Genomic DNA, 25,340 nt, shown 5'->3' with positions numbered 1-25,340 from the left:
GCCGGAATCTGGACAGTGATTGTATTGAATAGCGATATCTCAATTCAGGATAACTGTCATGGCTGTTACCTTCACCGACTTTGCGCGCCACGGCGTTCGTCATTTACACGCTGCAGGCCGGCTACTCCCGTTGATCCCCGCCGTCTGTGTGCTTGTTATTGTCATTGTGCTGACAGGGTGTGGTGATAAAAACCATAAGGAACCCCCAGTCATCAGGCCGGTGCGTACTGTCTCTGCACCGCTAGCGGTTGCCTCTGATCCCCGCATCCAGACCGGAGAGATTCGTGCCTATGAGGAGGTTTCGCTCGGGTTCCGGCTGGATGGACGTATTCTGACGCGCCAGGCTGAGGTGGGGGACAGGGTGACTGCCGGGCAGGTTCTGGCCACGCAGGAAAGCGTGACCAGCCATAATCAGCTCAGCAGCGCGCAGGCCGACCTGGAAAGCGCCCGCGCGGCAGAGCAGGTGGCCGCTCTTAACCTCAGACGGATGCAGCGACTGATGCCCGGAGGGGCTATTGCCCGCGCGCAGCTGGACAGCGCCAGGGCGGACTGGCAGAGCGCAAGGGCCAAGCGGCAGAGCAGCGAAGATGCCCTGAGCAATGCGCAGGAAAACCTCTTGTGGGCGAACCTCACGGCCCCGGCTGACGGAGTGATCACTCAAGTCAGCGCGTCGGCAGGACAGGTAGTCAGTGCGGGACAGAGCGTCTTCACCCTGGCCAGCGGCAGCGGGCGCGATGCGGTATTTGATGTGGCGGACCCCCAGTCTGTTGCTCAACACGCTGACGGGCCGTTTAGCGTCTCGTTGCTATCAGCCCCTTCTGCGGTGGCGGTGGGGCATTTCCGCGACGTCAGCCCGCAGGCCGACCCGCAAACCCGCACCTGGCGCGTGCGCATCACGCTGGATAACCCGCCTGCGGCTATGGCTCTTGGTGCCACGGTTCAGCTGGCACTCAACGCCTCAGGCCCGCGAATGACGGCCCTGCCAGCCTCTGCGCTGACCCGTGTCGGCGAACAGCCGGCCATTTTTGTCGTTGACGAAAAGACGCAGTCGCTGCACTTACGGCCGGTTGTTCTGGGGCGCTACAGTACCTCCGAAATATTTATCTGCGACGGTATACGCCCTGGCGAAAAGGTGGTCGTGGCGGGGGTCAGTAAGCTGCGGGAAGGGGAAAAAGTGCAGCCCGGGGAGGAGAGCGAATGAAACCGTCATCCGCTGCCGGGTCCTTCAACCTTTCCGCCTGGGCACTGAACCATCAGTCGCTGGTCACCTTTTTTATGCTGCTGTTAATGGCGGCGGGGATCGTCAGCTATCAGCAACTCCCCCGTAATGAAGACCCGGCGTTTACCATAAAAACGGCCGTGGTATCGGCAGGCTGGCCGGGTGCCAGCATGATGGATACGGTTAATCTGGTCACCGATGCGCTGGAGAAAAAGCTGCAGGAAACGCCCTATCTCGACTACGTGCAGAGCGAAACCCATGCCGGGAAATCGGTGATTTTTGTCAATCTTCGCGATGACACGCCGCCCTCAAAAGTGGCGGGCATATGGTATCAGGTGCGTAAAAAGATGCAGGATATCGCGCCATCGCTGCCTGCCGGTGTGCAGGGCCCGTCCGTCAATGACGAATTTGATGACACCTTCGGCACCCTTTATGGCTTTACTGCAGAGGGTTTCACGGCGCGTGAGCTTCGTGACAGGGTTGATGATATCAGCCGTAGCCTGATGTCACTGCCGGACATGGGCAAAATCAGCCTGCTGGGCGTGCAGGAAGAGAATATTGTGCTCGCCTTTTCACCGGCGCAGCTGGCCGGAATGGGGCTGGATTTACAGCAGATAACCGATGCGCTCAAGGCGCAGAACGCGGTGGAGCCTTCAGGGATCCTGCGCAGCGACCGTGAGAACATTGCGCTGCGCGTTAGCGGGGCACTGACCTCTGAGCAAAGTTTACGCGCTGTGACGCTGCATATTGCCTCGCGCTACATCCCCCTGACGGATATTGCGACCATCAGCCGTGAGGATGCAGAGCCCCCGTCACCCGCGTTTCGGGTCAACGGCCAGCCAGCCATTGGTCTTGCCATCTCCATGGCCGCCACGGGCAACATGCTCACTTTCGGCCAAGCGCTGAAAGCGCGGATGGCGGTGATTAGTGCCCATCTTCCGCACGGCATTGAAATGGTCAGGGTGGCGGACCAGTCTGCCGTGGTGGCGCAGGCCGTGAGCGGATTTATCCGAGTACTGATTGAGGCCGTGGTGATTGTTCTGGCGGTCTCCTTCGTCTCGTTGGGGACCCGTGCCGGGCTGGTGGTGGCCGCGGCCATTCCCATTGTGCTGGCAATGACCTTTATCGGCATGATGCTTGCCGGCATTGGGTTACAGCGTATCTCGCTGGGCGCATTAATCATCGCGCTGGGGCTGCTGGTAGACGATGCGATGATAACCGTTGAAGCGATGGTGTCGCGTATTGAGGCCGGTGATAGCAAATGGCGCGCCGCGACTTATGCCTTCGAGACCACCGCCTTCCCGATGCTGACCGGCACCCTGGTTATGATAGCGGGCTTTATTCCGGTGGGATTTGCCGCCTCAAGCGCGGGGGAGTACTGCTATTCGCTGTTCGCCGTGGTGCTGATCGCGCTGCTCTGTTCATGGATAGTGGCGATTCTTTTTTCTCCGCTGGTCGGAACCTGGCTGTTACCTGAGACGCTGGCCTCACACGCTGAAAAGCAGGGAAGGCTGATGCGCGTCTATCAGCGCCTGCTCAATCTGGTTCTTCAGAGACGGGCTGCCACCCTTTGCCTTGCCAGCCTGTTATTAGCAATAGCCGCTTATGCCACCACGCTGATGCAGGGCGAGTTCTTCCCCGCGTCCGATCGCCCGGAACTGCTGGTCAGCCTGACGCTTCCCGGCAACGCATCCCAGCGCGACACGGCGCGGCAAGCCGGGCGTCTGGAGCAGGCCTTAAAGGGTAATCCGAATATCGACCATTTTTCCACCTATGTGGGGTCAGGGGCTGTGCGGTTTTATCTGCCGATGGACGTATTACTGGATGATGAGAACACGGCGCAGCTGGTGGTGGTCGCCAGGGGCCTGAAGGAGAGGGATAAACTGCGCGCGCAGCTGCAAACTATTTTAGCCCGGGATTTTAGTGATATCACTACGCGCGTCTCACCGCTTGAGCTGGGCCCGCCGGTAGGCTGGCCAATAAAATATCGCGTCAGCGGGCCCAACTACCGCAAAGTCAGGCAGATTGCGCAGCATCTTGCCAGCGTGCTCGGCAACAGTCCGGCAACCCGGGAGGTTAACCTGACCGCCGGTGAACCTGAAAGAGCGATCGCTTTGCAGGTCAATCAGACTGCGGCACGCGCGGCGGGCGTCTCCTCCGAAAGTCTGGCAACCTTACTCAACACGGTCTGGTCTGGCAGCGTGGTGACCACCATCAGGGACAAAAACCGGCTGATTGATGTGGTGCTGCGCGCTAACCGGCGTGAGAGTCAGGATTTAACCACGCTTTCCGGGCTGACTATCGCGACAGCAGAAGGCAAAAAAATCCCCTTAAGCCAGGTGGCGACCCCCGTCTGGGGAGTGGATGACCCGGTTATCTGGCGCCGGCAGCGCCTGCCGTTTATCACCGTGCAGACCGATCTAGCCGCTGGATTACGGGCTGAGGCCGTTTCACAACGGCTTGCTCCCTTAATTGCCCGCATCAGGTCCACCTTACCGGCGGAGTATGCGATAGAGGAGGGGGGCGAGGTGGCAGAGTCGGACAAAGGCAACAGTTCGGTATTTGCCGTGCTGCCGGTCACCCTGGTTATCATGCTTATCCTGCTGATGGTGCAGCTGCAGCGATTCTCGCGCATGCTTATCGCCCTTTTGATGGCGCCGTTTGGCCTTATTGGCATTGTGCTGGCGATGTTGCCGACGGGGACGCCGATGGGGTTTGTTGCCTTGCTCGGGATCATCGCCTTAGCCGGCATGATTATCCGCAACGCGGTGATCCTGATCGCGGAAGTGGACAGCAACGTCAGGCAGGGGCTTGAGTGCGATGAGGCGATCAAAGCTGCGGCAAAACACCGGGCCCGGCCTATCTTGCTCACGGCCTGCGCTGCCATACTGGGGATGATCCCGATTGCTGAGCAGGTATTCTGGGGGCCCATGGCCTATGCGATTATCGGCGGACTTCTTGTGGCCACCTTCGTCACGCTTACGGTATTACCTGCCGCACTGAGTCTTGTTATGCAGTTCGAGCAGGGGCGCGTTAGTGGCAGAACAGGCCGGTGAGCGTGGTCAGAGAGGGGGATATTTTGGCTTTGGCTCCATTAGCGACATGACGGCATGACCGACCGCGCGTGAAACCTTTTTCGGGGGGAGCAGTAATAGCCTATAGGACGTGACTGCAGCAGGCAGGGTTAGGGTTGGGCGGATTCTTGTGGGGATGCTTTGAGCGAGGAGCGGACGTCATCAAAAGATTGCATTTCACATCCGATTAAGTTGTCCGAGAACCTCTAGAGTTAAAGCATATAAGTTCCCATAGCAATCTATTGATTTTGTATTGGCCTAAAGAAAAAAATTTCTGGTCCGCTGTAAACGAAAAAGAGGGTAGACAGTATTCCTGAAGTCTATGCGCTGGCATCTGCCAGGCGCGGGGAAAATTGATAGCTGAAGCCAGGAAAGACCAAAAATAAAATAGCCCACCTTAGCGTGGGCATTTTTTGATCCAAAACCTATAACGATATAGATTTTAAATAATGCAATTGCTGAGAGAACGCTAGGTCCGTATATTCTCTCGCAGCAGCCGGGTGCGCCGGTAAAACCACTCAACAGGGTTATCCTAATGAATATTGTGTATTACTCCATCGCAGAGGCTATCGCTTTTGTGGCCATTTTAGTCGCACTAATTGTTACCACGAGGAAATTAAAAACAGCTAGGGCGGATTCTGACGATAAGGCATCACAACTGGCGCGCTATGCCGTCATTGTTGATGCTGAGGATGAAGCGGCGCGCATCGTTACTCAAGCGAAGACGGAAGCATCCACCACCATTTCTGCAAGCGAAACAGACGCGAAATTTATTACTGATTCTGCAAATGCGGTCCTAAAAGATGCTCGCACAGCCGCCGAAAAACTGAGTAATGAGATCCTGCAAACCGTTGCCAAGCAGCTCGCAAAAAAAGTCGAAATTGAAGAACAGATTCAAGCACTGCGCGCTTCTTACGCCAGTAAGAAAATCACTTATGACGAGCTGGAGTCCGCGCTCTCTATCTACAAAGAGGATATGGATTTTGCAGAAATGGGCTTCTACGCGCCGCATTTCGATTTCGATACGTCAGAATTGTTCCAAGTATCTATCCGTGGCAACCGGCAGCAGCAGAAAGATTTGCTTCGCAACAAGACCACTTTTGGGGCCATCTATTGCACTACAGAGTGGACGGTAGGTGGTTCAAAGGCCGAAGGGAATAAAATGACCACGCGAGGCATCAACATGACTGCCAGAGCCTTTAACGGTGAATGCGATGCAGCCATTGCCAACGTCACGTTTAAAAACATTAACACCATGGAATCGCGCATCTACAAAGCTTTTGACGTATTGAACAAGCTCAATGAAGTGAACCAGATCTACATCAATCATGCCTTCCTGGATCTCAAGCTGACCGAGCTGCGTTTAACGTATGAATACCGGGCCAAAAAGCAGGAAGAAAAAGAAGAACAACGCGAAATCCGCGCCCAGATGGCGGAGGAGCGCAAAGCCCAGGCAGAGATCGACCGTGCTATACGTGAGGCTGAAGAAGAAGAACGCCGCGCCCAGAAAGCTCTGGATAAAGCCCGGAAAGAAATGAATGAAAAACTGGCGAAAATGACCACCGCTCAGGCCGAAAAGTATCAGGAGAAGATTGATTCCCTGCAGGAGGCGCTGGCCGAGGCCGAGTTGAAAGGACTAAAAGCCCTGAGCATGGCGCAACAGACCAAGCGGGGTCATGTTTATGTTATCTCTAATATCGGCTCTTTTGGTGAGAATGTCTTTAAGATAGGTATGACACGCCGCCTCGACCCTCAAGACCGCGTTGACGAGTTGGGCAGTGCGTCGGTGCCGTTCCTATTTGATATCCATGCCATGATCCACAGTGAAGATGCACCGGCAATGGAATATGCCCTGCACCAGCATTTCGCTGAAAACCGCACAAACCTGATCAACAGACGCAAAGAATTCTTCAACGTGAGTCTGGAAGAGATTAAGGCAGCCGTATTTGATGTGGCGGGTGATGATGTGGACTTCATTGAGACGGCGACCGCGCAGCATTATCATGAGACGGTGGCAATGCGGAAACAAAAAGTTGACGCCCTTGCGATCTCGGTTGAAGTTGAGAAGAAACAGCCACGCTTTGCAGAAGCTATTTAATCCCCCGGAACAAAAAAAACGCCTAAAAGGCTTTTTTTTTCGTTTAGCTAGTAAAGGGGGGAGTGCCTGTAATCATGCCTGTCAAACCAGCCATAAATCTTTAGAATTCCTCCTGCGTACTTTTTATGGCTTTTAGAAGATCTTCCTGAAAACAGTCGGTCCAGAGAGTTAGTTCTTAATGGCTAACTCGCGGGTATCTGCAATGTCCGTTTCTGGCACTCAACAGACCTTCTGACTGAAATGAAGGTCTGCAGTGAGCGAGGAGCGGAAGTGAGATCAGGACAGGGAGGATGGGCGTATTGTGAGAGGCCATATATTCATCTATTTTTATTATATTGTTGAAAATAAGGGAAAATGTCATGCGCCTATACATGCTTTACTTGGGGACTATGCATCCGGGTAATATACCCGTACCTGGATATTTGATTCAGACAGGCGATGGAATAAATATTCTTGTCGACACTGGCTGGCCGCGTTCTTTTGTGGATAAGACTGTAAATCTTCCGGGTCTTACTGTTGAAATCACGCCTGAAGATACGGTCACCGCTCGCCTTAATACTATCGGCGTGAGTCCAGCAGATATTAGTTACCTTATATGCACTCATCTCGATGAAGATCATTCCGGCAATCATGATTTATTTAGCAATGCGGAACTCATCATTCAGAAGGAACATTACGAGCTGGCCAAAAGTGGACATCCTCGCTTTAAAGCAAATCGGGAATCATGGGATCATCCGTCTCTACGTTACCGTCTGATTGAAGGGGATTACGAGCTTTTACCGGGGGTCGTACTGCTTGAAACCAGCGGGCATGTTCCTGGTCATCAGTCCCTATTAGTACGACTTTCTGATACAGGAACCGTATTACTTGCCGCGGATGCTGTTATGCATCATTCGATGGCAGATGCGGCAACGCGTCAAATATTTGTTACCGATATGGATGATGAGGCAGGCATCCGGCGAAGTACGCAAAAAATTGCTGACATAGCTGGAAGTGAAAATGCGGCGTTTGTCGTTTACGGGCATGATACAGAACAATGGGCCTCGTTACGCCTTTCTCCAGCCTTTTATGAGTAACTTTCAAGGTTGTGATCTGCTGCGTGCATCTCTACGCCCTACGTATGCTATGTCCGCTTCTGGCACGAAGCAGACAAGCTGACTGAGCTGAAGTCCGCTATGAGCAAGTAGCGGACCTTTCATTCATGGTGGCTATTTGTTTTCATTGTGTTAAATACAATATTCCCGAAGCGCCTTGACTGGCAATACAGTAGAGCGTCAATGACTATCAAAAATCTATGGATATAAACCTTCTTGGCTTTATGCCAGCACTACTCCCTGTTGCACTGTCCCCTGGAGCAAGCTTCACTCTTGTTATGAGCGGTGCTCTGGCAGGCGGTCACAAAGGACTGTTCAGGACTCTTGCCGGAACAGCTTTGGGCATTTATACCCACGCAGTTCTCATAGGATTTGGTATTACCGCTGTGCTCATATCGTCTCCAGCGTCTTTTGCTGTGTTGAAATTTTTCGGAACCGCCTATCTGCTCTGGTTAGGAGCGATGCTCATCCGCAACGGCATAAGGGCCAATCCAGAAGGGTTTGCTGATACGAAGCATTCGGTGACTTTAAGAGCGGCGTGGATAGCGAATGTTTTGAATCCTAAAGCCATCATTTTCTATCTGACAGTCGTTTCGCAGTTCGCAGGGATACAGGGTGGTGTTGGCAACTATCTGACACTGGCATCGGTACATGTAGTCGTTATGAGCGTTTGGCTTTACGCTGTTAGCCAAACGCTGATCTTTTCAGTAAAAAAAACCAACCCATTAATGCTCAAAAAATACGTCAACATTGCGGGCGGGATGTTGCTAATTGCTTTTTCTCTGCACAGCCTGATTCCGTAACTCATCAACGATAGCGACAACGTCCTCTCCTGGCACATGGCTGACTGTTAAATCAGCTGTAACTATCCAGGCTGAGTTGTTAGGGCACACTATAAATGCTGTCGCCCACTCCACCTTATAAGCGTATCACCTTGGTTTATGGGAACTATTCTGTAAGCCGCTTGCCAGCTGTGTAAACACCTCAATAATTTTTGGCAGCGCCCGCTGAGGATCTTCACTCCCGGCAATCCAAAGTGCGGAATTCAGTGCTGCACTGTTTAACAAATGTGCAGCGGCATCCGCGTCTACACATTTAAGGACTCCGCGTTCCATCAGCTTAATCACGGTTTGCCGAGTGGATTCGAGGCAATTATTCTGGCTAGGCCATTGTGCAGGATCTCCAAGGAAAGCTGGACCATCAAGCAGAACAATGCGCCTTACTTCTGTATCCAGTGCCATCTTAATGTAGGCAATCCCTTCAGCCAGCAGCTTTTCCCAGTCGTCAACGGCAGTTGCGGCGGCGGCTTTTGCTCGTTGTGCCATTTCACCATCTATTTGAGCAACAACAGCGGCCAGTAACCCCTTTTTATCACCAAAGTTGTGGTAAAGAGCTCCGCGTGTCAGGCCAACGCTGGCGGTTAATTCATCCATTGATACGGCTGCAAACCCTCTTTCGGCAAAGGATATCCGCGCTGCCGTAATCAATTTGGCGCGGTTCTCTTCCATTGTTTCGGCGCGGCGTTTGGCGGCCATACGATCTCCTTTTTTGAAATACACCGCGTATGTCATTTGACATACGCGGTGTATATGTGATTAATTCAACATACGAAGTGTATATTAAATCAATTTATTATACCGCGCAGCACACATTGACCTAAGAAAGGAAACTCCATGATCCAGCGTGAACCTATTTTTCCTGCTAACCGTCATGCCCTCTATGAAGAGCACGGTTACTCTGCCGCTATCCGTTCTGGCGATATGTTGTTCGTTTCCGGACAGGTTGGCAGCCGCATCGACGGTACGCCGGAACCAGATTTTGCCGCGCAGGTGCAACTGGCGTTTGATAATCTGGCAGCGACTCTTGCCGCGGCAGGTTGTACGTTCGACGACCTGATCGATGTCACCACTTTTCATACTGACCCAGAAAATCAGCTTCCGACGATTATGCAGGTGAAAAAGTTAATTTTCCCGCATTCCCCCTACCCGAATTGGACAGCTGTTGGAGTTACCTGGCTTGCGGGATTCGATTTTGAAATTAAGGTTATTGCCCGTATTCCAGCATCAGCCTCTGTAGATTGACAGATCTTGATATTAATAACGTTCTCATCAAAAGGATGAGGTACTGGATTTAATCAGAGATGTGTGTAACCTAGTGAACTCATGTACTAGTTAGATGGGTTGGGTATGGGTTTTTCGTCAATTGAAGACATCAGAAACCGAATCGATGAAATTGACAGTGAATTGGTTAAGTTAATCGCGCAGCGCAGCGAATGTGTTAAAGCTGCAGCAGCTTTCAAAAGTGACCACTCAGCCGTTCGTGCGCCGGACCGCGTCCAGCAGGTAATCAACAAGGTACGCAAGCAGGCCACTGAAGCGGGACTTCCCGAAGTGATTATTGAAAAAGTCTATCGGAGTATGATCGGAGCGTTTATCGATTATGAACTTGAGCAACACGACCAACTTCAGAAGGATAAAATCTGACATCAATTAACGTCCGCTTCTGGCACAAAGCACACAGCTGATTCAACACCATCCGCTCTCAGCGAAGAGCGGAAGTTTGCCACTGTTCTCAGCGCTGCAGAACAGTGGGGCAGCCCACGCACACCCCCTCTGCACCGGGCTTAACGCCCTCGGGCAGCCACTTGCGGTATAAACCTCGCCAAATCTGTCACTCAAGGTTACCCCGTCGGGAGATCCAGCCTGCTGTAGCCCAGCCCGTTAATCTTCCGCACCTTGATCTGCACCGGGATGCGCTCCTTCATCGCTTCAACGTGGCTGATCACTCCGATGGTTTTGCCGCTGGCATTCAGCGCATCGAGCGCGTCGAGCGCGCTGTCGAGGGTTTCGGCGTCGAGCGTGCCGAAGCCTTCATCAAGGAACAGCGATTCGATGCGCGTTTTATGGCTCACCAGGTCGGAGAGCGCCAGCGCCAGCGCCAGGCTCACGAGGAAGCTTTCGCCACCCGACAGCGTGCGCGTATCGCGCCGCGCATCGGCCTGCCAGGTATCGACCACTTCCAGCTCCAGCGCCTCCTGCGATTTACGTTGCAGCAGATAGCGGCCGTGCAGGCGGTCGAGCTGGTTGTTTGCCAGCCATACCAGGTGATCGAGCGTCAGCCCCTGGGCAAAGCGGCGGAATTTGTCACCCTCTTTAGAGCCAATCAGCTGATTGAGGTAGCCCCAGTCTTCCAGCTGCTGCTCTCCGGCGGTTATCTGCGCCAGCAGCGTTTGCTGCTGGCTGCGCTGGCGGCTGTCGTGATCTAACTGCTGGCGCAGCTGCCCCTGCTGACTGGCCAGCTCGCGCAGCTGCTGGTTGAGCGCGCCGAGCTGGCTCTCCAGCAGCGCACGCTGCGCGGGCAGGTCGTCATCATGGCCGTATTTGGCTAAGGCTTCATCTAAACGCGACTGCAGATTAATCAACTGCTCACTTAGTGATTTATGCTGTCCGGTCAGAGTATTTATCCGGTCCTGCTGCTGTTGCCACTTTTGTTGAACTTCACGTACCGCCTGCAGATGCTGTTCTGCCTCTGCGCGTAACTGCTGCTGCACGGCGGCAACCTGGCGCTCGCCGAACAGCGCCTGGCGCAGCTGCTGCTGTTCGCTTAGCGTGGTCTGCTGCTGTTCGACCCGCCGATCGAGCGCGTTCAGGCGCTGCTGCTGCTGCTGTAGCTCTTCGTCCAGCGCCTGCAGGCGGCTGCTGAGCGTCGCCAGTTCCGGCACTAGCGCGGCCAGCGCGTCACTGTTGCTACGCCACTGCTGCCACTGCTGTTCGCGCAGCCTTAGCCAGCCCTGCCAGTCGCCATCCTGCGGCAGCGTCAGCCCCAGCGGCGCCAGTGCGTCGGCCAGTTCCCCGCGCAGCTGCTGGGCGCGCTGCCGATCCTGCTCCAGCTGCTGCTGCTGCTCTTGCAGGCTCTGCGCTGCCTGAGCCAATTGCTGCTGCTGCAGCTGGCTCTTCTGCTGCAAATCCTGCGCTGCCTGCTGCTGCAGCTGTAAGGCCTCTTTCTGCTGCTGGCAGTGGCGCAGCGCCTGCTCCAGCTGCTGCCACTGCTGCTGCAGGGTGACTTCTTCCTGCTCCTGCTGTGCCAGCCAGTCGCTGGCCTGCGGGTGCTGCTGCGGGCTGAAGTGAAGCGCCAGCGGCTGCGCGGCGCTTTGCCACTGCTGCTCCAGCTCTGCGGCCTGGCGCTGCAGCTCGTCGGCTTCCTGCTGCTGGTGCTCCTGCAGCAGCTGTTGCTGCTTCAGCTGCGCGGCGAGGGCGCTGCCCTTATCTTTCAGCTCGTCAACTTCGCGCTTTAACGCCTCCAGCCGCTGCTGGTTTTCCGACAGCACCAGCGCCTGATACTGCTCCACCGCCGGATGCGCAGTGGATCCGCACAGCGGGCAGGGCTGCCCCTGTTCCAGCCGCGCGCGATGCTGCTCGAGATCGGCAATCTGCTGCTCCAGCTTGCAGCGCTGATCTAAATCCTTTTGATGCTGATGCTTCTCTGCCCACTGGGTGCGCAGGGTGTGTAACTGCTCACTGCTGTGCTGGATCTGCTGCGCCAGCTGCTCTTTCTCCTGCTGCAGGCGCGTGCTGCGCGCGTGCATCTGCTGCCACAGCGGGATCAGTGTCGCCAGCCGCAGGCGCTGTGGCCGCTGCCGGGCAAACTGCGCCAGCGCGCTGCGCAGCGCGGCTTCCGGATGTTGCTGCTGTAGCGGGGCCAGCTGCTGCTCGGCCTGGGTCAGGTTGTGCTGCGCCGTGGCCAGGTTTTGCTGCTGTGGCGCCTGCTGCTGCTGCAGCTGCAAACCGGCCTGTTCCAGCTGCTGCACCTGCTGCTGCTGAGCCTGCACGCGCTGGTGTAGGGAGGTCAGTGACTGCTCACTTTCCTGCTGTTGGCGGAAGCGTTCGCGCCACAGCGGCAGATGCTCGCCGTAGTGCTCCAGCTGCGGATGCGCGCTGCGCCAGGCGTCGAGCTGCTGCTGCTGCGCCTGCTTATCCTGCTGAAGCTGCTGATTTTTGACGCTTTCCTGCTGGCGAAGCTTAAGCGCTTGTTGGTACTCACTTCGCTCTTGCGTCAGCTGTTGCAGCTGCTGTTGCAGGCTGGCGAGCTGTAAATCGAGCGGCAATACCTGTTCGGCGATCAGCGTTTCCTGCTGCTGGCGCTGCGCCTGGTGCTGCTCCTGCGCCGCCACCGCCTGCTGCTGTTGCTGAGCGGCGGCGCTCAGGGACTGCTGCGCCTGTGCCAGCTGCTCGTCAAGCTGGCGGATGTTGCCCGTCAGCTGCTGTTTCTCCTGCTGTAATCGCTCCAGCTGCTGCAGTTCCTGCACCTTTTGCTGCTGCTGTTGCTGCCGGGAAGTGAGTACCTGCTCATCGGCAAGCAGCTGTTCCAGCTGGGCGTTGAGCGCCTGCTGCTGTTCTTCATTCAGCAGTGACATGCCGCCCGCCTGAGCGCGCAGCGTCTCCACGGCCACCCTGGCCTCTTTGTGGCGCTCAAACACCGCCGCAGAAAGCCGACCGTAGATCTCGGTGCCGGTCAGCTCTTCCAGCAGCTCGGCGCGCTTGTTGGCATCGGCATTGAGGAAAGCGGCGAACTGCCCCTGTGACAGCATCATCGATTTGGTAAAGCGCTCGAAGTCCAGCCCGGTCAGGCTGGCGATCATCTCCAGCTTGTCCTTCACCTTATCGGCGACAATCTGATTGTCATCACAGCGCGCCAGCTCGACGCGCGGGGCCTGTAAGTTGCCGTCGGCGGCGCCGCGTGCGCGGTTCTGGCTCCAGAAAGCGCGCCACGCCACGCCTTTGACCTCGAACTCCACTTCCGCAAGGCACTCGGCGGTATCGCGCGTCATTAGTTCATTCTGCGACTGGGTGATGCCCTTCAGGCGCGGCGTCTCGTGATACAACGCGAGGCAGATGGCGTCGAGCAGGGTAGTTTTACCGGCGCCGGTCGGGCCGGTGATCGCGAACAGGCCGTTGCTGGCAAAGGGTTCCGCGCTGAAGTCGATTTTCCACTCGCCCTTCAGCGAGTTGAGATTTTTAAAGCGCAGGGTCAGGATTTTCACTGTGGCTGCTCCTCATGGCGCAGCGCTTCCAGCGTCTGCGCAAACAGCAGGCTGGCGCGCTGCAGTTTCTCCGGCTGCTCGCTTTCCAGCGCCAAGCGGCGGCTGAACACCTCCTCCACGCTCAGCTCGCTCAGGGTTTCGTTATTCTGTCGGGCGAGGGTCTGTTCGCGCTGCTCGCGGCTGCGGCGCAGCAGCACCACGTCTACCGGCAGCGCGGCGGTCAGCTCCTGAATGCGGCGCTGCAGCTCGCTGAGCCAGGAGTCGGTGACGATCTCAATATCCAGCCAGATGATTTTGCCGTCGCCAGCCTCAGGCAGCGCCGCCAGCTGCTGCTCAATCTGCTCCAGCGAGCCTTTAATCATCTGCATCGGCTGGAACAGCGGGATCGGCAGCGCTTCGGCTGAGGCGAATTTCCCGTCGATAAAGTCGACCATAAACACGCTTTTCGCCTTGCCCAGCTCGTCAAAGCTGAGCGGGATCGGCGAGCCGCTGTAGCGAATATGGTCGCTGTCGGCAATGCGCTGGGCGCGGTGAATATGGCCAAGGGCGATGTAGTCGGCGGGCGGGAAGCAGTCGGCCGGAAACGCATCCAGCGTGCCAATATAGATATCGCGCACCGCATCGCTTTTGGTTACGCCCATGGTGGTCAGATGGCCGGTGGCAATAATCGGCAGCGGCAGGTCCAGCGCCTGGCGCTGGCTTAACGCTTCCTGCCAGCAGCGCTGGTAGTGTTCGGTAATCGCTTCCAGCAGGCTTTGCTGTTTCTCCCGCCCCGACTGGCCGCTCTGGCTGCGCAGGATATCGCGCGGGCGCAGAAACGGGATGGCGCACAGCAGCGCACCCGGCGATCCGTCGCGCTTATTCAGCATCAGCACCTGCTGGCGGATATCGTCGCTGGCGGCGGCGATCACCCGGGTATTCAGGCAGGCCAGCAGCTCGCGCGATTCGTTGAGCGTCGCCACCGAGTCATGATTACCGCCGAGCACGACCAGCTGGCAGCCGGTCTGCTGCAACTTCACCACAAAGCGGTTATACAGCTCGCGCGCGTAGCTCGGCGGCGAGCCGGTATCGAAAATATCCCCGGCGACAATGATCGCATCGGCCTGCTGCGCCTCCGCCTGCTCCAGCAGCCAGTCGAGAAAAGCCTGGTGCTCGGCCGCCCGGCTTTTGGTGTAGAAAAACTGGCCGAGATGCCAGTCAGCGGTGTGGAGGATGCGCATATAACGTCCTGTCAGCAGAAAAACGTGAACCCGATTATAAACAGGCTAAACCGATCGGCCTGTTTTTTTTAAATCGCGCACAATTTCAGGGGGTGCTTTTTTCATAAAAGTGTCATAAAACTGACGCATAATGGCGCCGCATATCCCCGTGAAAGCCGTCAACAGCAGCAGGAGTAATAATGCCTAAGCGCATTCTGGTCGTGGAAGATGAAGCCCCAATCCGTGAGATGTTATGTTTCGTCCTTGAGCAAAATGACTACCAGCCGATCGAGGCCGAGGATTATGACAGTGCGGTCAATCTGTTGATCGAACCCTGGCCGGATTTAATTCTGCTGGACTGGATGTTACCCGGCGGTTCCGGCATCCAGTTTATTAAACACCTGAAGCGCGAAGCGATGACCCGCGATATTCCGGTGATGATGCTGACGGCCCGGGGTGAAGAGGAAGATCGCGTGCGCGGCCTGGAAGTGGGCGCTGACGACTATATTACCAAGCCGTTCTCACCGAAAGAGCTGGTGGCACGCATCAAAGCGGTGATGCGCCGCATCTCCCCGATGGCGGTGGAAGAGGTGATTGAGATGCAGGGGCTGAGCCTGGACCCGTCATCGCACCGCGTGATGTCCGATACGCAGCCGCTGGAAATGGGGCCGACCGAATATAAACTGCTGCACTTCTTTATGACGCACCCCGAGCGCGTTTACAGCCGCGAGCAGTTGCTAAACCATGTGTGGGGCACTAACGTATACGTCGAAGATCGTACCGTCGACGTCCACATTCGCCGCCTGCGTAAGGCGCTGGAACTGACCGGGCACGATCGCATGGTGCAGACGGTTCGCGGAACAGGTTATCGTTTCTCTGCACGCTACTGATCGTTCACGCTGGAGTCTGAACCGTGCTGGAACGCCTCTCCTGGAAGAGATTATTGCTGGAACTGCTGCTTGCCGGTCTGCCCGCGCTTATTCTCGGGCTGCTGGTGGGCTGGCTACCCTGGCTGCTGTTAGTCTCAGTGCTCTGCGTGCTGGGTTTTCACTTCAACAATTTATTGCGCCTCTCCCACTGGCTGTGGGTTGACCGCAGCATGACGCCACCCAGCGGGCGCGGCAGCTGGGAGCCGCTGTTCTACGGCCTGTACCAGATGCAGGCGCGTAACCGCCGCCGCCGCCGTGAGCTTGGCCACCTGATCAAACGTTTTCGCAGCGGCGCCGAGTCGCTGCCGGATGCGGTGGTGCTGACCACCGAAGAGGGGACGATATTCTGGTGTAATGGCCTGGCTCAGCAGATGCTTGGCCTGCGCTGGCCGGAAGATAACGGTCAGAACATCCTTAACCTGCTGCGCTACCCGGAATTTACCCGCTATCTGCGCCAGCGCGATTTTTCCCGCCCGCTGACGCTGGTGCTTAACAGCCACCGCCACCTCGAATTCCGCGTAATGCCCTACAGCGAAGGGCAGTGGCTGCTGGTGGCGCGCGACGTCACGCAGATGCACCAGCTGGAAGGGGCGCGCCGTAACTTCTTCGCCAACGTCAGCCATGAACTGCGCACCCCGCTGACGGTGCTGCAGGGCTACCTGGAGATGATGAACGACTCGGTGCTGGAGGGCACGCTGCGCGATAAAGCGCTGCACACCATGCAGGAGCAGACCCGGCGTATGGACAGCCTGGTGAAACAGCTGCTGACGCTGTCGCGCATTGAGGCGGCGCCGGCGCTGGATCTGCAGGAAAAAGTCGACGTGCCGATGATGCTGCGCGTGCTGCAGCGCGAGGCGGAAACCCTCAGCAATGGTCGCCATGAGATCCACTTCAATACCGACCCTCAGCTGCGCGTGTACGGCAATGACGAGCAGCTGCGCAGCGCCATCTCTAACCTGGTTTACAACGCGGTGAATCACACCCCGGACGGCACGCGCATCGATATCAGCTGGCTGCGCAGCAGCCACGGCGCCGAGTTCAGGGTAAAGGATAACGGGCCGGGAATTGCCGCTGAGCACCTGCCGCGCCTGACCGAACGCTTCTACCGGGTGGATAAAGCCCGCTCAAGGCAGACAGGCGGCAGCGGGCTGGGGCTGGCGATCGTTAAACATGCGCTCAGCCACCATAATGCGCGGCTGGAGATCAGCAGCGTGCCGCATCGCGAGACCTGTTTCAGCTTTCATCTGCCGCCGAGGTTGATTGTCACTGCCGAACTGGCTGAGAATGCCCTGCGATAAGACAACCGGACCTGACGTAATGAAAAAGCGAATCGCCCTGGTACTCCTGCTGGTGGCTGCCTGCTCCCACGCCAAAGAGGGGATGCTGGCCGGCAATCTGACCAGCGTCGGCTCCGACACGCTTGGCAACCTGATGGCGCTGTGGGGCGAGAATTTTAATCGCCTCTATCCCGGAGTGAATGTGCAGATCCAGGCGGCGGGATCGTCAACGGCACCGACCGCGCTGGCAGCGGGCGCCGCCCAGCTGGGGGCGATGAGCCGCCCGATGCAGACGGTAGAGCGCCAGCTGTTTGAAGACAGCTACGGCTACCCGCCGCTGGCCGTGCCGGTGGCGATGGATGCGCTGGTGGTGGTGGTGAATCAGGACAATCCGCTGGTCGGGCTGAACGCGCAGCAGCTGGATGCCATTTTCTCCATTACCCGCCGCTGCGGCGGGCGCTCCGTGCCGAAAACCTGGGGCGATCTGCAGCTGAATCAGCCGGGATGGGCGCAGCGCGGACTGCAGCGCTTTGGCCGCAACTCTGCGTCCGGCACCTGGGGTTTCTTTAAGCAGCAGGCGCTGTGCAACGGGGATTTCCGCAATGATGTCGGTGAGTACCCGGGTTCTGCTGCGGTGGTGCAGGCGGTGGCCGCATCCCTGAATGGGATTGGCTACGCCAGCGCCGGCTTTCATATCAGCGGGGTAAAGATTGTGCCGGTGGCGCGTGAAGGTCACGACTGGATCGCGCCGAGCGCGGAGAATATTCGCAGCGGCCGCTACCCGTATGCCCGCCCGCTGTATATCTACGTGAATAAGGCGCCGGGCAAACCGATGGAGCCGTTAACCGCCGCGTTTCTGCGATTAGCTCTGTCGCCGCAGGGGCAGGCGCTGGTCAGCCAGGCCGGGTATCTGCCGCTGTCGGATGCACAGATGACCCAGGCCAGAGCGATGTTGGCGCGGTGATTAAGGCCGACCGAAAAATCGGAACGGCAGGCCGACCGAAAAAGAAGGTCGGCCACTACGGGGGCGGTGAGATGAATTTTATTCATGCGTGATGAAATTTCCTCGTTTGCCGTGGCAGGCCTCTCATGACACTCTTAGTGACAGACATATAGACGTCCAGAAGTCTATAAATAACTTCACGTAATTGTTACGTCACTAAATTACGCGCCCGCCGTGGCGCAGCCAGGAGCAAACTCATGACTCATCCTATTCATTACCGTGCTGAAGTCGTTGGCAGCTTTTTACGTCCGGCCGCCATCAAGCAGGCGCGCAAGCAGTTTGAAGCGGGTGAAATTGACGCCGCAGCGCTGCGCAGCGTTGAAGATGAGGCGATTCGCCAGGTAGTGGCGCAGCAGCGTGCCAGCGGTTTGCAGGTGGTGACGGACGGCGAATTCCGCCGCGCCTGGTGGCACTTCGACTTTTTCGATGGTCTGGACGGCGTTGAGCGCTATGAAGCCGAGCAGGGTATTCAGTTTAACGGCGTGCAGACCAAGGCTCGCGGCGTAAAAGTGACCGGCAAGCTGGGCTTCAGCAACCACCCGATGCTGGAGGATTTCCGCTTCCTCAAGAGCATCAGCGGCGATGCTGTGGCGAAAATGACTATCCCAAGCCCGAGCGTGCTGCACTTCCGCGGCGGGCGCAAAATGATTGATGCGCAGGTTTATCCGACGCTGGATGCCTATTTCGACGACCTGGCGCAAACGTACCGCGATGCGATCAAAGCCTTCTACGATGCCGGTTGCCGCTATCTGCAGCTTGACGACACCGTGTGGGCTTACCTGTGCTCGGACGATCAAAAGCAGCAGATCCGCGAACGTGGAGATGACCCGGAAGAGCTGGCGCGTACCTATGCTCGCGTGCTGAATCAGGCGATCGCAGGTAAGCCGGATGACCTGACTATCGGTCTGCACGTCTGCCGCGGTAATTTCCGCTCGACCTGGATCTCTGAAGGCGGCTACGAGCCGGTGGCGGAAATCCTGTTTGGCGGCGTCAATATCGATGCGTTTTTCCTTGAATATGATAATGAGCGCTCGGGGGGCTTTGAGCCGCTGCGCTTTATCAAAAAGGGAGAGCAGCAGGTGGTGCTGGGCCTGATCACCACCAAGACCGGCGAGCTGGAAGCGGCGGAAACCGTGGAGCAGCGGATCAAAGAGGCCGCACAGTTCGTCAGCCTTGACCAGATTTGCCTGAGCCCGCAGTGCGGTTTTGCCTCGACCGAAGAGGGCAACAGCCTGACGGAAGCGCAGCAGTGGGCCAAGCTGCGCCTGGTGGTGGATATCGCTAATCGCGTCTGGTAACCCGTGCAGCAAAAAGTGTACAGGGCGCGGATTTGCGCGCCTTTTGTGCATATGAGGCGATGTTAATGCAGAAAATAAGCGCGTTGGGAGTAAAAAACATACAAATCATGTAACGCCTTTTTTGCAGAAGATAAAGATATGCACTGCTTATGCAGTTTTTTGCGCTATATCATCCTGCTTTTCCGATCCCGTATTGCCTTTCTCCCCTATAAACGTTCTACTTAGCCCCGTTTTTTCGCAATCCCCTGCATACAGAGAATAACCTGCTCAGAATCGCTGCCTGTTCGAACAATAAACGGTGTAATTCACTGCATTGTTATGATCTGACGACGTTTTTAGAGCAAGCGGGGCAGATGTATTACAGCATCACGACTTTTAACATCACCACAGGCAACACGATTCTTATGACGCATCGTTTAACTTCTAAAGACATTCTGGCGCTGGGCTTTATGACTTTTGCCCTGTTTGTCGGCGCCGGGAACATTATTTTTCCGCCAATGGTCGGGATTCAGTCCGGCGAACACGTCTGGATTGCCGCCCTTGGCTTCCTGATTACCGCGGTAGGCCTGCCGGTGATCACCGTGATTGCGCTGGCGCGCGTCGGGGGCGGTATTGATGCTCTAAGCTCACCAATCGGTAAAGCTGCGGGCCTGGTGCTGGCCACCGTCTGCTACCTCGCCGTTGGCCCGCTGTTTGCCACGCCGCGTACTGCCACCGTGTCGTTTGAAGTGGGTATTGCCCCGCTGACCGGCGACGGCCCGCTGCCGCTGTTTATTTACAGCCTGATTTACTTCGTGCTGGTGATTGGCATTTCACTCTACCCGGGCAAACTGCTGGATACCGTCGGCCACGTGCTGGCGCCGCTGAAAATTGTCGCGCTGGCTATCCTTGGCGTTGCGGCGCTGCTGTGGCCTGCGGGCGGTCTTGCACCGGCAACCGCTGACTACCAGCGTGCGGCGTTCTCCAGCGGTTTCGTCAATGGTTACCTGACCATGGATACCCTGGGCGCGCTGGTGTTTGGCATCGTGATTGTTAATGCCGCCCGTTCGCGCGGTATCAGCGAGGCGAAGCTGCTGACCCGCTACACGGTGATTGCCGGTCTGATTGCCGGCGTGGGCTTGACGCTGGTCTATCTGGCGCTGTTTAAACTTGGCTCAGACAGCGCGGCTATCGTCGATCAGAGCGCCAATGGTGCCGCTATTCTGCATGCCTACGTGCAGCACACCTTCGGTGATATGGGCAGTTTCTTCCTTGCGGCGCTTATCTTTGTCGCCTGTATGGTCACCGCAGTGGGTCTGACCTGTGCCTGTGCTGAGTTTTTTGAGCATCATTTGCCACTCACCTATCGCCAGCTGGTGTTTATTCTTGGCTTGTTCTCGATGGTGGTATCCAACCTCGGCCTCAGCCAGCTAATCCAATTCTCAATTCCAGTGTTAACTGCGATTTATCCGCCGTGCATTGTGCTGGTACTCTTGAGCTTTACGCTGCGCTGGTGGAATAAGAGTACGAGAATTATTGCGCCAACCATGCTGGTCAGCCTGCTGTTCGGTATCGTTGATGCAATTAAAACCACCCACTTTAAAGACGTGCTTCCTGCCTTTACCCAAAATCTGCCGCTGGCCGATCAGGGTCTGGCATGGTTGCCGCCTTCACTGGTGATGCTGGTATTGGTAGCCGTGTACGATCGTGTTTCTGGCCGCCAGTCAGTTACTGCGCATCAGCAATAGCGTTGTAAACTTTCCCCTTTTCCCCTTGGAAAAGGGGAATCGACAGGTGGAAATATGACAAGTACAACACTCAAAAAGGGACTGAGTACCCGCCATATTCGTTTTATGGCTCTGGGTTCGGCTATTGGCACCGGGCTGTTTTATGGCTCGGCAGATGCCATCAAAATGGCCGGTCCCGCCGTTCTTCTTGCTTATGTTATTGGCGGTATCGCCGCGTATATCATTATGCGCGCCCTCGGCGAAATGTCGGTCAATAACCCTCAAGCCAGCTCTTTCTCTCGCTATGCACAAGACTATCTCGGTCCACTCGCCGGCTATATTACAGGCTGGACCTACTGCTTTGAAATCCTAATTGTAGCCATTGCTGATGTGACCGCATTTGGTATCTATATGGGCGTCTGGTTCCCGGATGTGTCGCACTGGATCTGGGTGCTGAGCGTGGTGCTGATTATTGGTGCTATCAATCTGGCGACGGTAAAGGTGTTTGGTGAGGTGGAGTTCTGGCTGTCGCTGTTTAAAGTGGCCACGATAATTGTGATGATCCTCGCGGGTCTTGGCATTATCTTCTGGGGCATCGGTAACGGCGGCCAGGCAACGGGTATCAGCAATCTGTGGACCAACGGCGGCTTTGTGCCCAATGGCTGGATTGGCGTGGTGCTGTCGCTGCAGGTGGTGATGTTTGCCTTCGGCGGTATTGAGATTATTGGCATTACCGCTGGCGAAGCGAAAAATCCCCAGGTGTCGATTCCGCAGGCGATTAACACCGTTCCGCTGCGCATCCTGGTGTTCTACATCGGCACGCTGTTTGTCATTATGTCGATCTATCCGTGGAACCAGGTAGGGACCAACGGCAGTCCGTTTGTGCTGACTTTCCAGCATATGGGGATTGCGGCTGCGGCAGCGATCCTCAACTTTGTGGTGATTACCGCCTCCCTGTCGGCGATTAATAGCGATGTGTTTGGCGTTGGGCGCATGCTGCACGGTATGGCGCAGCAGGGGCATGCACCGAAGATATTTTCCACCGTTTCTAACCGGGGCATTCCGTGGGTCACGGTGCTGGCAATGATGGCGGCAATGTTAATTGCGGTTTATCTCAACTATCTGATGCCGGAAAAAGTGTTCCTGGTCATCGCCTCGCTGGCTACCTTTGCCACCGTCTGGGTGTGGATTATGATCCTGTTTTCGCAGATAGGTTTCCGCCGCACGCTGACGCCGGAACAGCGCCAGCAGCTGAAGTTTACGCTGCCCGGGGGGCCGTTCACGGCGGTGGTGGGAATTATCTTCCTCGCCTTTGTGATCTGCCTGATTGGCTACTTCCCGGATACTCGCGTGTCGCTGTATGTCGGCATCGCGTGGATAGCGCTGCTGGTGATTAGCTGGCAGTGGGTGAAGCGCCGGATTCATTGATACTCTGCGGGGCGGGCCGATCGAAAAAGAGGATCGGCCCCTACGAGTAATGGGACGGATAATTATCTGGGCCGATCGCTGTTTGCATCGGCCCTTTCTGTTTATTGCGGGTAATTTACCGGGATCGCCAGCACAGGGTCGATATGCTGCCTGATACGCTGCAGCGTGGCCTGATACGGGCAGAGCGTACCCACTGGAGTCATCTTACAGCCGTTAAAGGTAAGTTCGGTCAGCAAAGGTGGCTGCTGAGCGCTGAGCGGCGTCAGGTTGCGGATCTGATCGAGGCTCTGGGCCTGGAACAGAATACGCAGGTAGCGCTTACCGCTGCTATTATCCTGCCAGCGCTGGAAAATCAGGCTGCCCGCTGGTGGCACGCTGCCGCGCGGGTAATCGCCCTGGGTCCAGCTGAAGTCGAGCAGGGTGCGCAGGTAGGCGATATTGACGTCGTGCGCCACAAACAGCAGCCAGCGGGTGTCAGGTGGCGCATTCTCCTGCGGCGTGACGCCGCTCTGCAACGCTTTGGCTATCTGGTCCATTAACAGTGAGCCGCCGCGCTGTGCAACATAGGGCTGATCGTTAGTGGCATCATATTTTGGCGTCTGCATCGCCATCAGTTTGCCGATCTGCGCCGCACTGGCGGCATGCCCAAAGGCCACTTCACTCAGCGGTTTATTCTCACTCCACTCCAGCCGCAGCGTTTCTGCCATCGCAGCCAGCGTATCCAGCCCGCTAATCATAATGCGGCCATCGCGGGCAAATTTAATCTCCCAGGCTTGATCAAACACCGGGCAAGGCGAACCGGCCTGACATACGGCATTTTTCAGCAGGTCTATTTCTGGTTTAAACCGCTGCTGCGCCGCAGCCAGGCTGCCGCCCAGCGCATTGAGCGCACCCTTGCGCTGCGTCTCTTCATCCAGCGTGGCATAGCCCGGGCTGTCATTCTGGAACAGCGGGTCGTTATGTTGTGCCGAGTGATGCACGCGGATACCGCAGCCGGGGAAGGCGGCGTCAGTCAGCGCCTCCGCCGTGGCCAGAGTGCGCTTGAGCGGGCTGGACCAGACGTAGACCTCTTTTGCGCTCGGGCAGCCAGCGCCCAGTAAGCCATGCTGGCGATAGCTCTCGGCCTGATACTTGCCTTTCAGCCAGGCAGCAGTGTAACCGTGCCCGGTCAGCTGGCCGTCAGCAGTCAGCCAGCTTGCCCACGCCCGACCGCTGGCCGCTTCCATCTCTTTACGGTTGCCGGCGGTCGGTGGGCGCACGCCGTGGCGGCTGACCTCCACCACCTTTTCCAGCACGTAGTGAGGTTCTGCCCCGGCGTTCAGGCTGGCGGTAAGGCAGCAGGCGGCGAGTGAGAGAGTGCGGAGGGATTTTTTCATCAGGTCATCCTTGCAGGGAACGCGCTATTCGACAGATATGATGGCAAATTTTCAGCATCAAAAGGGACATAAGAGGTGGGGAGAGAGTAAAGCACGGGCGAAAAAAAAGCCCGCCGAAGCGAGCTTTTTTTGAAAACGCCAGCAATTACAGCTTAGTTGCGTTCTCGGACAGGTACTTAGCCACACCTTCTGGAGATGCGCCCATACCTTCTTTTCCTTTTTCCCACTGAGCCGGGCACACTTCGCCGTGCTCTTCGTGGAACTGCAGCGCGTCAACCATGCGCAGCATTTCATCAACGTTACGGCCCAGTGGCAGATCGTTAACAACCTGGTGGCGAACCACACCGGCTTTGTCGATCAGGAAAGAACCACGCAGAGCAACGCCCGCATCCGGGTGCTCGATGCCGTAAGCTTTCTGGATTTCACGTTTGATGTCAGCAACCATCGCGTACTGAACTTCGCCGATGCCGCCTTTATCAACTGGCGTTTTGCGCCATGCGTTGTGCACGAACTCTGAGTCGAAGGAAACGCCGACTACTTCCACGCCGCGCTTCTGGAATTCTGCATAACGCTTGTCGAAAGCGATCAGCTCAGAAGGGCAGACGAAGGTGAAGTCCATTGGCCAAAAGAACACAACGGTGGCTTTACCAGCGGTGTGTTTTTTAAAGTTGAAGTTTTCTACGATCTCACCGTTGCCCAGCACAGCTGCGGCGGTAAAATCAGGGGCTGGACGAGTTACCAGGACCATGTTCACTCCTGTAGAAGTAAGTTGAAATAAGGGGACAAGACGCAGGCAGTATATGATCTGCGTCACACTGCTAACCAGCGATAAACGCCGATTATTGAGATAGGCTGTACCTATCAAAAATCTTTGAATAATAAAGCAGTTTCATACAATAACCTTTTTTACAAAAAGGGCAAGGTGTAAAACTGCGCTCGTCTGTTTACAGCGCTTTCAGCACTGCCTGCGCCATCATGCGCGGATAGAACTGCCAGAAAAAATCTTCAAGCCGTTGATAGTTATCAATGAAATCCTGGTAGCTCTCTGCCAGTGCCGCCAGCCGTGGGCGACGGCTGGCCATGCCGCGCAGCACCTTTTGCAAATAAGCGGCCTCCGCGTAGCGCTCCATCCAGCGATCCTGCCATAAATAGCGGTTAAGATTCTGGAAGGACTCCGGCGTGCTGGCTAATTTCGGGGCGATCACATTTCTGGCATCACCTAAAAAATCTGGCAGGGAAATTTCCGGCACCAGTTTATCCCAGTGTAATGACAGAAAGTGGTCCCAGATGACATCCAGCGTAATCGGCGCGACGCGGCGGGTTTCCGTGCGGAAAAACTGGCGCGCCGCACGAACCTCCGGCAGAGAGTCGGTCATCACATCAACGCGGCGATGCATCGCGATGCCGTCAGCGATCGGTTCTGGCCACTGCGGATAGGGGTTGCCGCGAACGCAATCGGCCATCAGATTACCAAGCAGTGAGCTGTCGGCCAGGTGGGCAAGGTGAAGGTGTGCAAGATAGTTCATGAGATGATTCTATCCCACTTTTCGCTGAGTTTACGCAGATTGTTTAGCTATGGTCAGTTTTCAGCTAGAATGT

19 protein-coding genes are annotated in these 25,340 nt (G+C 56.4%); 13 read left to right on the top strand and 6 right to left on the bottom strand.

The window, feature by feature from the left end:
• Window positions 1–58 precede the first annotated feature (58 nt).
• The 5 genes from ID864_RS14825 (at window position 59) to ID864_RS14805 (ending at window position 8,288) form a co-directional block, all read left to right on the top strand.
• Window positions 59–1,201 carry an efflux RND transporter periplasmic adaptor subunit gene (locus ID864_RS14825; protein ID WP_048918623.1) on the top strand — a complete coding sequence of 381 codons (1,143 nt, stop codon included), beginning with the start codon at window positions 59–61 and terminating at the stop codon, window positions 1,199–1,201.
• The gene (locus ID864_RS14820) at window positions 1,198–4,275 is read left to right on the top strand and encodes an efflux RND transporter permease subunit (RefSeq protein WP_191149996.1); all 3,078 of its coding nucleotides are present in this window, start codon (window positions 1,198–1,200) and stop codon (window positions 4,273–4,275) included. Before ID864_RS14825 ends, ID864_RS14820 begins: the two co-directional genes overlap by 4 nt.
• A gap of 553 nt (window positions 4,276–4,828) precedes the next feature.
• Entirely contained in the window at window positions 4,829–6,391 is a 1,563-nt protein-coding gene (locus tag ID864_RS14815) for a DUF4041 domain-containing protein (protein ID WP_191149995.1), read from the top strand.
• A 359-nt stretch (window positions 6,392–6,750) separates the two neighbouring features.
• Window positions 6,751–7,467 (top strand): N-acyl homoserine lactonase family protein, encoded by a 717-nt coding sequence (locus tag ID864_RS14810; RefSeq protein ID WP_099754783.1) that lies wholly within the window; start codon window positions 6,751–6,753, stop codon window positions 7,465–7,467.
• 218 nt (window positions 7,468–7,685) lie between these two features.
• Window positions 7,686–8,288 carry a LysE family translocator gene (locus ID864_RS14805; protein ID WP_048916979.1) on the top strand — a complete coding sequence of 201 codons (603 nt, stop codon included), beginning with the start codon at window positions 7,686–7,688 and terminating at the stop codon, window positions 8,286–8,288.
• A gap of 126 nt (window positions 8,289–8,414) precedes the next feature.
• Here ID864_RS14805 and ID864_RS14800 read toward each other — a convergent pair whose 3' ends face one another.
• The gene (locus ID864_RS14800) at window positions 8,415–9,020 is read right to left on the bottom strand and encodes a TetR/AcrR family transcriptional regulator (protein WP_048916978.1); all 606 of its coding nucleotides are present in this window, start codon (window positions 9,018–9,020) and stop codon (window positions 8,415–8,417) included.
• A gap of 138 nt (window positions 9,021–9,158) precedes the next feature.
• Here ID864_RS14800 and ID864_RS14795 point away from each other — a divergent pair, with 138 nt between their 5' ends.
• Together ID864_RS14795 and ID864_RS14790 are read left to right on the top strand one after the other, a co-directional pair.
• Window positions 9,159–9,566, top strand: coding sequence for a RidA family protein (locus tag ID864_RS14795; protein WP_048916977.1), 408 nt, complete (start codon window positions 9,159–9,161; stop codon window positions 9,564–9,566).
• A gap of 105 nt (window positions 9,567–9,671) precedes the next feature.
• Window positions 9,672–9,968, top strand: a complete 297-nt coding sequence (locus tag ID864_RS14790; RefSeq protein WP_048916976.1) for a chorismate mutase — start codon at window positions 9,672–9,674, stop codon at window positions 9,966–9,968.
• Between the two features lie 197 nt (window positions 9,969–10,165).
• Here ID864_RS14790 and ID864_RS14785 read toward each other — a convergent pair whose 3' ends face one another.
• On the bottom strand, window positions 10,166–13,525 hold the full coding sequence (locus ID864_RS14785; RefSeq protein WP_191149994.1) for an AAA family ATPase: 3,360 nt from the start codon (window positions 13,523–13,525) through the stop codon (window positions 10,166–10,168).
• Complete coding sequence (gene sbcD / locus ID864_RS14780) at window positions 13,522–14,745, bottom strand: exonuclease subunit SbcD (RefSeq protein WP_191149993.1); 1,224 nt, start codon at window positions 14,743–14,745, stop codon at window positions 13,522–13,524. Before sbcD ends, ID864_RS14785 begins: the two co-directional genes overlap by 4 nt.
• A gap of 179 nt (window positions 14,746–14,924) precedes the next feature.
• Between sbcD and phoB the strand changes: the two genes are divergently transcribed.
• The 6 genes from phoB to proY all read left to right on the top strand — a co-directional run bounded on the left by phoB (window position 14,925) and on the right by proY (window position 22,365).
• Window positions 14,925–15,614, top strand: a complete 690-nt coding sequence (gene phoB / locus ID864_RS14775; protein ID WP_048916973.1) for a phosphate response regulator transcription factor PhoB — start codon at window positions 14,925–14,927, stop codon at window positions 15,612–15,614.
• Window positions 15,615–15,637: 23 nt separating this feature from the next.
• Complete coding sequence (gene phoR, locus ID864_RS14770) at window positions 15,638–16,951, top strand: phosphate regulon sensor histidine kinase PhoR (protein WP_048916972.1); 1,314 nt, start codon at window positions 15,638–15,640, stop codon at window positions 16,949–16,951.
• A 19-nt stretch (window positions 16,952–16,970) separates the two neighbouring features.
• Window positions 16,971–17,894, top strand: a complete 924-nt coding sequence (locus tag ID864_RS14765; protein ID WP_099754244.1) for a PstS family phosphate ABC transporter substrate-binding protein — start codon at window positions 16,971–16,973, stop codon at window positions 17,892–17,894.
• Window positions 17,895–18,130: 236 nt separating this feature from the next.
• Entirely contained in the window at window positions 18,131–19,231 is a 1,101-nt protein-coding gene (locus ID864_RS14760; protein ID WP_048916970.1) for a cobalamin-independent methionine synthase II family protein, read from the top strand.
• A 404-nt stretch (window positions 19,232–19,635) separates the two neighbouring features.
• A complete protein-coding gene (gene brnQ, locus ID864_RS14755) occupies window positions 19,636–20,958 on the top strand; it encodes a branched-chain amino acid transporter carrier protein BrnQ (protein ID WP_048916982.1) in 1,323 nt (440 codons plus the stop codon).
• Window positions 20,959–21,012: 54 nt separating this feature from the next.
• Complete coding sequence (gene proY / locus ID864_RS14750; RefSeq protein ID WP_191149992.1) at window positions 21,013–22,365, top strand: proline-specific permease ProY; 1,353 nt, start codon at window positions 21,013–21,015, stop codon at window positions 22,363–22,365.
• Between the two features lie 101 nt (window positions 22,366–22,466).
• Here the strand turns inward: proY and ID864_RS14745 are convergent, their stop codons facing one another.
• From ID864_RS14745 to ID864_RS14735, 3 genes are all read right to left on the bottom strand, one after another.
• Window positions 22,467–23,741, bottom strand: a complete 1,275-nt coding sequence (locus ID864_RS14745; protein WP_048916969.1) for a histidine-type phosphatase — start codon at window positions 23,739–23,741, stop codon at window positions 22,467–22,469.
• Window positions 23,742–23,886: 145 nt separating this feature from the next.
• Window positions 23,887–24,489, bottom strand: coding sequence for a peroxiredoxin C (locus tag ID864_RS14740; RefSeq protein ID WP_048916968.1), 603 nt, complete (start codon window positions 24,487–24,489; stop codon window positions 23,887–23,889).
• 196 nt (window positions 24,490–24,685) lie between these two features.
• A complete protein-coding gene (locus tag ID864_RS14735) occupies window positions 24,686–25,267 on the bottom strand; it encodes an ACP phosphodiesterase (RefSeq protein WP_048916967.1) in 582 nt (193 codons plus the stop codon).
• Between the last annotated feature and the right edge of the window lie 73 nt (window positions 25,268–25,340).

It is taken from the genome of Erwinia aphidicola, from assembly GCF_014773485.1.
Classification (GTDB): domain Bacteria; phylum Pseudomonadota; class Gammaproteobacteria; order Enterobacterales; family Enterobacteriaceae; genus Erwinia; species Erwinia aphidicola.
The sequence above is the reverse complement of the archived record's forward strand: the minus strand, read 5'-3'. Positions and strand labels throughout refer to the sequence as shown.

Excerpts from the sequence above, each read along its gene's own strand:
- phoB (WP_048916973.1), top strand. The coding sequence starts at position 14,925 with ATGCCTAAGCGCATTCTGGTCGTGGAAGATGAAGCCCCAATCCGTGAG.
- ID864_RS14765 (WP_099754244.1), top strand. The coding sequence starts at position 16,971 with ATGAAAAAGCGAATCGCCCTGGTACTCCTGCTGGTGGCTGCCTGCTCC.
- ID864_RS14790 (WP_048916976.1), top strand. The coding sequence starts at position 9,672 with ATGGGTTTTTCGTCAATTGAAGACATCAGAAACCGAATCGATGAAATT.
- ID864_RS14740 (WP_048916968.1), bottom strand. The coding sequence starts at position 24,489 with ATGGTCCTGGTAACTCGTCCAGCCCCTGATTTTACCGCCGCAGCTGTG.
- ID864_RS14760 (WP_048916970.1), top strand. The coding sequence starts at position 18,131 with ATGACTCATCCTATTCATTACCGTGCTGAAGTCGTTGGCAGCTTTTTA.
- ID864_RS14805 (WP_048916979.1), top strand. The coding sequence starts at position 7,686 with ATGGATATAAACCTTCTTGGCTTTATGCCAGCACTACTCCCTGTTGCA.
- ID864_RS14815 (WP_191149995.1), top strand. The coding sequence starts at position 4,829 with ATGAATATTGTGTATTACTCCATCGCAGAGGCTATCGCTTTTGTGGCC.
- ID864_RS14820 (WP_191149996.1), top strand. The coding sequence starts at position 1,198 with ATGAAACCGTCATCCGCTGCCGGGTCCTTCAACCTTTCCGCCTGGGCA.
- ID864_RS14735 (WP_048916967.1), bottom strand. The coding sequence starts at position 25,267 with ATGAACTATCTTGCACACCTTCACCTTGCCCACCTGGCCGACAGCTCA.
- ID864_RS14810 (WP_099754783.1), top strand. The coding sequence starts at position 6,751 with ATGCGCCTATACATGCTTTACTTGGGGACTATGCATCCGGGTAATATA.
- sbcD (WP_191149993.1), bottom strand. The coding sequence starts at position 14,745 with ATGCGCATCCTCCACACCGCTGACTGGCATCTCGGCCAGTTTTTCTAC.
- ID864_RS14825 (WP_048918623.1), top strand. The coding sequence starts at position 59 with ATGGCTGTTACCTTCACCGACTTTGCGCGCCACGGCGTTCGTCATTTA.
- ID864_RS14800 (WP_048916978.1), bottom strand. The coding sequence starts at position 9,020 with ATGGCCGCCAAACGCCGCGCCGAAACAATGGAAGAGAACCGCGCCAAA.
- ID864_RS14745 (WP_048916969.1), bottom strand. The coding sequence starts at position 23,741 with ATGAAAAAATCCCTCCGCACTCTCTCACTCGCCGCCTGCTGCCTTACC.
- brnQ (WP_048916982.1), top strand. The coding sequence starts at position 19,636 with ATGACGCATCGTTTAACTTCTAAAGACATTCTGGCGCTGGGCTTTATG.
- proY (WP_191149992.1), top strand. The coding sequence starts at position 21,013 with ATGACAAGTACAACACTCAAAAAGGGACTGAGTACCCGCCATATTCGT.
- ID864_RS14795 (WP_048916977.1), top strand. The coding sequence starts at position 9,159 with ATGATCCAGCGTGAACCTATTTTTCCTGCTAACCGTCATGCCCTCTAT.